Source organism: Lentibacillus sp. (genome assembly GCF_035301925.1).
Lineage (GTDB): Bacteria > Bacillota > Bacilli > Bacillales > Amphibacillaceae > Lentibacillus.
In genome coordinates, this window is sequence record NZ_DATGTI010000141.1 from 1 (window position 1) to 8,093 (window position 8,093).

Annotated in this window: 6 protein-coding genes and 1 pseudogene; 4 read left to right on the plus strand and 3 right to left on the minus strand. The window is 44.9% G+C overall.

Annotation, left to right across the window (positions count from 1 at the left end):
- Positions 1-395 (minus strand): annotated as a pseudogene (locus VK080_RS11555) (hypothetical protein); the annotation flags it as partial.
- A gap of 120 nt (positions 396-515) precedes the next feature.
- Between VK080_RS11555 and VK080_RS11560 the strand changes: the two are divergent.
- Positions 516-1,736, plus strand: a complete 1,221-nt coding sequence (locus VK080_RS11560; RefSeq protein WP_324224915.1) for a lysophospholipid acyltransferase family protein — start codon at positions 516-518, stop codon at positions 1,734-1,736.
- Entirely contained in the window at positions 1,733-2,746 is a 1,014-nt protein-coding gene (locus VK080_RS11565) for a hypothetical protein (RefSeq protein ID WP_324224916.1), read from the plus strand. The genes VK080_RS11560 and VK080_RS11565 overlap by 4 nt, the downstream gene beginning before the upstream one ends.
- A gap of 3 nt (positions 2,747-2,749) precedes the next feature.
- Here the strand turns inward: VK080_RS11565 and VK080_RS11570 are convergent, their stop codons facing one another.
- Entirely contained in the window at positions 2,750-4,168 is a 1,419-nt protein-coding gene (locus VK080_RS11570) for a SpoVR family protein (RefSeq protein ID WP_324224917.1), read from the minus strand.
- A gap of 433 nt (positions 4,169-4,601) precedes the next feature.
- Between VK080_RS11570 and gdhA the strand changes: the two genes are divergently transcribed.
- Together gdhA and VK080_RS11580 are read left to right on the plus strand one after the other, a co-directional pair.
- Positions 4,602-5,984 carry an NADP-specific glutamate dehydrogenase gene (gene gdhA / locus VK080_RS11575; protein WP_324224918.1) on the plus strand — a complete coding sequence of 461 codons (1,383 nt, stop codon included), beginning with the start codon at positions 4,602-4,604 and terminating at the stop codon, positions 5,982-5,984.
- 210 nt (positions 5,985-6,194) lie between these two features.
- Positions 6,195-6,542, plus strand: coding sequence for a hypothetical protein (locus VK080_RS11580; RefSeq protein ID WP_324224919.1), 348 nt, complete (start codon positions 6,195-6,197; stop codon positions 6,540-6,542).
- A 407-nt stretch (positions 6,543-6,949) separates the two neighbouring features.
- Here VK080_RS11580 and yhbH read toward each other — a convergent pair.
- Positions 6,950-8,093 (minus strand): sporulation protein YhbH (gene yhbH, locus VK080_RS11585; RefSeq protein ID WP_324224920.1); only part of this gene is annotated, 1,144 nt, incomplete at its 5' end.

The following is an 8,093-nucleotide window of genomic DNA, read 5'->3' on the forward strand; positions in this document are numbered from 1 at the left end:
CTGGACGCATCCAGAGATTCAATTCTCCCTGCCACATCCTTTTTCATCGTATCTTCATTCTCGATGATATGCTGCAGCTGCTGATTGTTCCGGTCGAGCTTTGCCAGCCATTCCATCGCCTGACGTTCAAACGATTCATGCTCACGTTCGCGTTCTTTCAAAGTCTGCAATTGGTCGGCCACATGCTTCCATTTGCTTGCGTTTGCCTGTTGCTGGCTATGATACAACGTTTTAATTTCATGAAAGGCGTTCGATAAGGATTGGTTGAGTTCTTTCTGTTCATTGATCATCTCGGAAAAGTTATCTTTATGGAAATAATTCTGGTTCGGTTCGAGAATTTTGCCGTTGTTTTTAAAAACATTGGGGTGGTCACTGTTGTTAATAAATAATCCCATATCTGTTCACATCCCTTATGGTAATATCCCATGCGACTATCGTAGTATGGGACAGTCAACTAAATGTATTATATGCTAAAATAGTGATGTTCGTTTTTAGTTTGATCGGGGAGTGATTCGATGAGTATCGAAAAAAAGCCGGCCAAATGGGTTCAGCGCCTGCTCTTGTCACCAATACGGACCTTTATCGAGTATCGTTCGAACATTATCATTGAACGTAACGATACAGTTGAGATGGAAGGGCCGTATATCATCCTGGGCAATCACGTCAACAATTGGGACCCGCTATTCCTAAATTGCTACGTCAATGAGCCGATCAGTTTTATCGCCGCCGATCCGCTTTTCCGCAATCCATTTTTAAAACATGTGTTGCATTATACAGGGGCTATTCCGAAGCAGAAATTCAAAAATGATACAAGCACGATCAGAAATATTCTTAAGGCCAAAAAACATAACCGGGTCATCGGTATCTTTCCTGAAGGCAACCGAAATTGGGATGGCGAGACAGAGCCGCTTATTTATGCCACGGCTAAGCTGGTGAAATTATTGGATATCCCGGTTGTTATCGCAACGATCCGCGGCGGTCATCTCAGCCATCCAAGATGGGGTGACGGTCATCGGAAAGGAACCATTTCCATTTCATTTGAAAAAATGTGGGATATAGGTGCTTTTCGGGATGAGTCTCCGGAGACGGTTCACAAGAAACTGACCGAAGCACTCCACCACAATGAAATGGCATGGCAATCCGAGCAAAAGATTCCTTTTAAAGGAAAAGCGCCCGCACACTATCTGGAACGGCTTTTGTTTATTTGCCCACATTGCCATATTCCGGGACAGCTTCATTCGCATGACGATCTTTTCGAGTGCCGGCATTGCGGATACATGGTTCGTTACACGGATTACGGGGCATTTGAACCGGCAGGGGGAGAAATCTATTATTCTACACCATATCACTGGAACAAATGGCAGCTTGGTTTCCTGAAAACATCCATGATGGAACCGGAATGGCGTACCATTTTAAGCCGGGCGATGCAGGACCATGTGAAATTTTATGTTTCGAATGGCAAGGTACCTTTCGAACTTGTCTCAACGGGGAATTTAGCATGGGATTCGAAAAAAGTCATTTTTGAGGCGGAAAATGGGGGACATTATGCCTTTTTATTTGATGAGATGGAGGGACTGAATATCCAATTCCATCACAAGCTGGATTTCTATCATGGTGACAAATTATTCCGGATTGTCTTTTACCAGCCGCGGACATCTGCCTATAAGTGGCTGAAGGTCATCAAAACAAAACAAGCGCTTGACGCTGAACATTCCGGAAAGGAGGTCATCTCATGAATCAATCGTGGGCAATGGTGCTTGATTTTGTACTCATATCGTTATTAATTGTCATTGCAGCCGTTTTGAAAGCCCGTATACCTTTATTACGGAAGCTGATTGTGCCCACATCAATGATTGCCGGGTTCATCGGGCTGATCACTGGTCCGGAACTATTGGGATGGATCCGGTTTGACACAGATATGCTCGGTAATATCGTCTATCATTTTATGGCGATTGGCTTTATTGCCTTGTCGTTAAAGGAACGTGATATCAATCATAGTCCGGCAATTCTCAATTCCGGGATGATGATCGTATCAACTTATCTCGTGCAGGGACTTGTGGGATTAGGCCTTTTCATGATTCTTGCGACGACGTTTTACCCGGACTTTTTCCCTGGCATTGGCCTGCTTTTGCCACTTGGTTTCGGTCAGGGTCCGGGACAGGCCTATTCGATCGGTACTCAGTGGGAAGAACTCGGCCTTGCCGGCGGGGGAAACCTTGGCTTGACGATTGCCGGGATCGGTTTCATCTGGGCGACTGTGGTCGGTATTATTTTGATGAATATCTTAGCAAAGAGCAAGAAATTTCAAGGAACTGAATCTGGAATATCTGGTTCCGGTGCTGCTGTTGACGACAATCGGCGGCTTTGTGACGATCGTCTATTTGCTGTGGATCAGCCCGCGCCTGTTCCCGGAAGACAAACTTTCAAATTTGCTAGGTTTTTTCGGGATGCAGACAGGTACCATCTCAACCGGAATGGCACTCGTGAAGGCGGTCGATCCTGGCTTTCAGTCCAGCACAGCCGAAAACCTGGTTATGGGCAGTGCTTCAGCGATGATGTTTGGCGTTCCGCTGCTGCTTCTTTTAAATGTTCCAGTCGTCGATTACGTACAAAACGAACCAATTATGTATCTCTACACGTTATTGGCACTGCTTGCTTATTTTGTGGTGCTGATTGGTGTATTGCTTTACCGGACACGAAAAACAGCATGAGCGGGGGAGACGCCCCGCTCTCTTTTCTTTTCTAAAACTTACAAAAGTTTCCGCTGCACTTTCTCCCCGTTATACGAAAACAATCCACGCTTATCTTCCACGACAGTTTCCAAATGTACATGTCGGCCCCACAACTGATAAATATACGGCAGAACGTTTTCCAGGTAATGCAGATCGAGCTCGGTGCCATCATAGCCATGCATTAAATACAATTCACCATTCCGCATATAGTCACCGTTCTCTACCGTGATATACGGAAAACCACCGTTCACACGCTGTAAGACAAGCTCATCCCGCACATTTTCATAATCTTTATCGCTAATCGTGTAGTTGCTGCCCTGTTTTTCAAACAAATACATGTCTTCCCGGTTCACCAGTTCTTTCGTTAAATAGTTTCGGATAAACGACTGATCTGACTCAATTTCCCGCACTTCAAAGATTTTTTCCCTGCCTGTATTTGGTGCAGCCCCCATCTTTCGCATCGCTTCAGTCGGCTTATTGTAACGCGCTTCGATATCCTCATAAATTTTCAAGCCCAGGTAATACGGATTGATCTGCTGCTTTGACGGCTGCACGACGCTCGCGTTCAAGGAAGCAAATTCGACCACTTCATCGGGCGTCAGATTCATTTCTCTCAGGATTCGCTGATGCCAGTACGATGCCCAGCCTTCGTTCATAATTTTCGTTTCCAGCTGTGGCCAGAAATAAAGCATCTCCTCGCGCATCATTGTCAAAATATCCCGCTGCCAGTCCTCCAGCTCCCGACTGTGCTCCTCAATAAACAACAGCAAATCTTTTTCCGGCTTTGGGGGGAATTTTTTTTGGCGCTTTTTGACCAATTGAGGTTTTTTCTCCCGCTTCATCTCATCCAGTGCCCACAAGTCATCATATGGTGTTTTAACCGTGGACTGCTGTGGCGTTTCTTCTTCATTTTCCTCCGCATAATCAGGCAGTTTCGGCCGGATAAGCGATGGGTCAATATGTTCCTGAATCGACAGAACTGCATCGAGAAAACGTTCCACTTCATCGCGGCCATGAATCAGCTCATAACTTTCAATCCGTTCGGCTGTCGCTGTCATGCTCTCGACCATATCGCGCCGAGTGTTGGTAAATCGCACATTATTTTTGAAAAAATCACAATGTGCCAGGACATGTGCAATAATCAGCTTATTTTGGATCAGACTATTCGTATCAAGCAAAAAAGCATAGCATGGGTTGGAATTGATGACGAGCTCGTAAATCTGGCTCAGCCCGAGGTCATAATGCAGTTTCATTTTATGGAATTGCTTACCAAAACTCCAATGGGAAAACCTTGTTGGCATGCCATATGCTCCAAATGTATAAATGATATCAGCCGGGCATATTTCATACCGCATCGGATAAAAATCAAGGCCGAATCCGGTCGCTATTTCCGTGATTTCATCAATTGCACGGTTCAGGGTTTGTGTCTCCGTCAAAAATAATCCCTCCAAGTGTCCTTTTTACAGTGTATGACACAGGAGCGAAATTTTGACTGTTTGTTAAGGTAACAGGGGATTTTGCGGACAGATTGTTAAGGAGCGAAAATACGAGGATCTGTTTGAGGGTTTTCATGGACGTTATATTCCCTTTGAATGGATTGAGACAATGACCTCCATATTGTCTTCGCCCATTTTAAATTTATAATCCTCAAAGTGCATAAAAAAGTCTTCTGGCAGGCCGAAAACACGGTCATTTGCAAAAAAATTTTTAAAATATAAAATCGCTTTACAGCAGTTGATTAACCGCTTCCATAAGTCAGGTAATCACTTTAAAAATATTCTGTATTCTTGTTTTTAGTAACTTTTTCATATAAAATGGTACTATTACAAATAAAATTACGTGAAATTATTCTATAAAAGGGGATGACCGATGAGTACGATAGAAGCAACATTACATTCAAATGAACAAAAAGCAAAACAATATGTGAAGAATGTTTATCATGCCACTGAACAGCGAAATCCTCACGAAACTGAATTCCTGCAGGCTGTTAAAGAAATAGTCGACTCCCTCGTCCCAGTGTTAGCCCGCCAGCCACAATACATGGAATCCGGCATACTTGAACGACTTCTGGAACCGGAAAAGGTGATTTCATTCCGCGTTCCCTGGGTGGATGATCAGGGAAAAGTGCAGGTCAACCGCGGCTACCGCGTGCAATTCAACAGTGCACTCGGTCCATATAAAGGCGGTTTACGCTTTCATCCATCCGTGAATGAAAGTATCATTAAATTTTTAGGGTTCGAGCAGATTTTCAAAAATTCCCTAACCGGACAGCCGATTGGCGGGGGAAAAGGCGGATCGGACTTTGATCCGAAAGACAAAACGGATATGGAAATTATGCGATTTTGCCAAAGCTTTATGACCGAATTATACGAGCATATCGGTCCAGATACAGATGTCCCGGCCGGTGACGTTGGTGTCAATGCGAGAGAAATTGGCTATCTGTTCGGCCAGTATAAAAAACTCCGCGGCACATTTGAGGCCGGCGTGCTGACCGGTAAAGGGCTCGAATATGGCGGCAGCTTGGCACGCACGGAAGCGACAGGGTATGGACTCGTTTATTTTGTCCAGGAAATGCTGAAAGATAACGGCCTCGAGTTTAACGGCAGTACCGTCATCGTGTCAGGATCGGGCAATGTGTCCATCTACGCGATGGAAAAAGCGGCGGAATTCGGTGCGAAGGTTGTGGCGTGCAGCGATTCGGACGGCTGCATTTATGATGAGAATGGCATTGATCTTGATACCGTGAAGGAACTGAAGGAAGCCGGCAATGAGCGCATCAGTGCTTATACCGAAAGCCATCCAAACGCCAAGTATCTTGACGACTGCTCCTCCATTTGGTCGATTCCTTGTGATATTGCATTGCCGTGTGCGACCCAGAACGAGATCGATGAGGAAACGGCTAAAGCCTTGATTGCCAACGAAGTAAAAGCGGTTGGCGAGGGGGCCAATATGCCATCGACCAATGAAGCAATCGATGTGTTTCGCAATAACGATGTCTTGTTCGCTCCGGCAAAAGCAGCAAATGCTGGCGGCGTTGCGGTATCCGCACTTGAGATGGCGCAAAACAGCAGCAAACTGATGTGGTCATTTGAAGATGTTGATGCCAGACTGCAGGATATCATGAAAGATATTTATCAAAACAGCATGCAAGCTGCAACGGATTATGGCACACCTGGCAATCTAGTGGCCGGAGCCAATATCGCAGGCTTCATCAAAGTGGCCGATGCCATGATCGCACAAGGGGTGATTTAACCTTGTGATTGCAGCAAAGGTGTGGGATGATCGTAAAGCTGAGCGTCTGGAACTGAAATCAACCATAAAGGATGACTGTCTCAATACATGAGGCAGTTTTTTTATTAACTGATCCCGGCAACATCCCGTATTCAGCAAAAATTACCACGATTCCCGACTGCATGATTATCGTAATGGCGTTTCAATCTATAAGCAGGAGGGATGACGATCATGGAACTGCAATTTTTAACAATAGAGGAGTTCAATGATTTATTGCAGCAATGGAAAGACGAAACAATTAAAATTTCCAAGCACGAACTGGATGATCTGGATGAAACACTGATGACACTTCAGGATATAACGTATGAGCGCAATACACGGAGAATTGATGACTATGAGCCAATGCATGCACTGCAGCTGAACGGGTCTGGTACGATTGAAACGGATGCCGATGATGCCCAGTCGCTCCCGACGTCTGTATATGAAATCCCGCTTGAAGATAATTCCTTGTACGAGTTTGACGGCCAACAGTTTTTGCTGAGCACCTCCCGCGGCGTGTATAAAATTGAGAAGGGATAGGAGAAGAAGCTTCTCTCTTACAAAATGAGCCAGACTGAGCCCAAAACGTCAGAGAGGAGGTTTCTCTCGCCCAAAACAACCTTCGAAAGCCTGCCAAACGTCAGAGAGAATGCTTCTCTCTGACATAAGTAAGCCACATTGAGCCCAAAACGTCAGAGAGGGGGCTTCTCTCGTCCGAAACAATCTTCGAAAGCCCGCCAAACGTCAGAGAGAGGACTTCTCTCTGACATAAGTAAGCCAAATTGAGCCCAAAACGTCAGAGAGGGGGCTTCTCTCGCCCGAAACAACCTTCGAAAGCCTGCCAAACGTCAGAGAGAGGGCTTCTCTCGCGTCACAAGTTTTTAAAAAATATAGCAAAAGCTGGTAAACTTACAGCAAATAGAAAAATCCCCGCAAGTGCGGAGGTTTCAGACAGAAGCTGTTTGTTTCCGGAAAAAAGATCGCAATGCATGATAAACGTCTTCTTTCCCTTTTAAAATATAATGACGGAATTTGGGGTCTTCAAATTCCCGGTATGCGCGCATTAGGGTGGACTGTCGGTTATACATGTTCACCTCGGCATATCCGAACATATTGGAGACATCCATAATATCGTTTACAAGCCTGATGCACCTTGGGTTATCGGATGTGATATTTTCCCCGTCGGAAAAGTGGAATGGATAAATATTGTAACGTGACGGGCTGTATTCGTCAGCAATCAATTCCAATGCCTTGTCATAGGCGGATGAACAGATCGTTCCACCGCTTTCCCCTTTTGAAAAAAATGCCTCTTCACTGACGACTTTTGCCTCGGTATGATGTGCAATAAAGGCAATTTCAACATGTTCATATTTCGAACGCAAAAATTTCATCATCCAGAAAAAGAAACTTCTGGCCAAATATTTTTCAAAATTTCCCATCGACGCACTTGTATCCATCATGGCAAGTATGACGGCCCTTGACTCGGGCTTCACAACGTCGTTCCACGTCTTAAATCTCAGATCGTCATTATAAATGGGTGTGATTTGCGTTTTACCTTCGATGGCATTACGTTTAAGCGCAGTCAGGATGGTGCGTTTTTTATCGACATTGCCCATCAAACCTTTTTTACGGACGTCATTAAACTCGATTTTTTCAGTGGTGACTTCCGCTTCTTCCTTCTGTTTCAGATCAGGCAGCTCAAGTTCTTTGAAAAGGGCTTCTTCCAGCTCAGCCATTGACACCTCAGCTTCGTAATAGTCACTCCCAGGCTGATCACCTGCTTTCTTCCCGTTAACGGATCCGCTCTTTTTCTTACCATTTGGATCCTGTGCGATGACATCACCGACTTCGCTGTCTCCGTCACCCTGGCCGACATGTTTGGATTTGTCATAGTTATAACGGATTTTGTACTCATCCAGCGAACGGATTGGAATTTTGATGACATCACGACCATTTGACATGATAATATTTTCTTCACTGATTAAATCGGGTAAATTTTGACGGATCGCATCTTTCACCTTATCCATATGACGCTTTTGATCCTGATAGCCTTTGCGGTGGAGGGACCAATCTTCCTTCGAGACAGTAAAA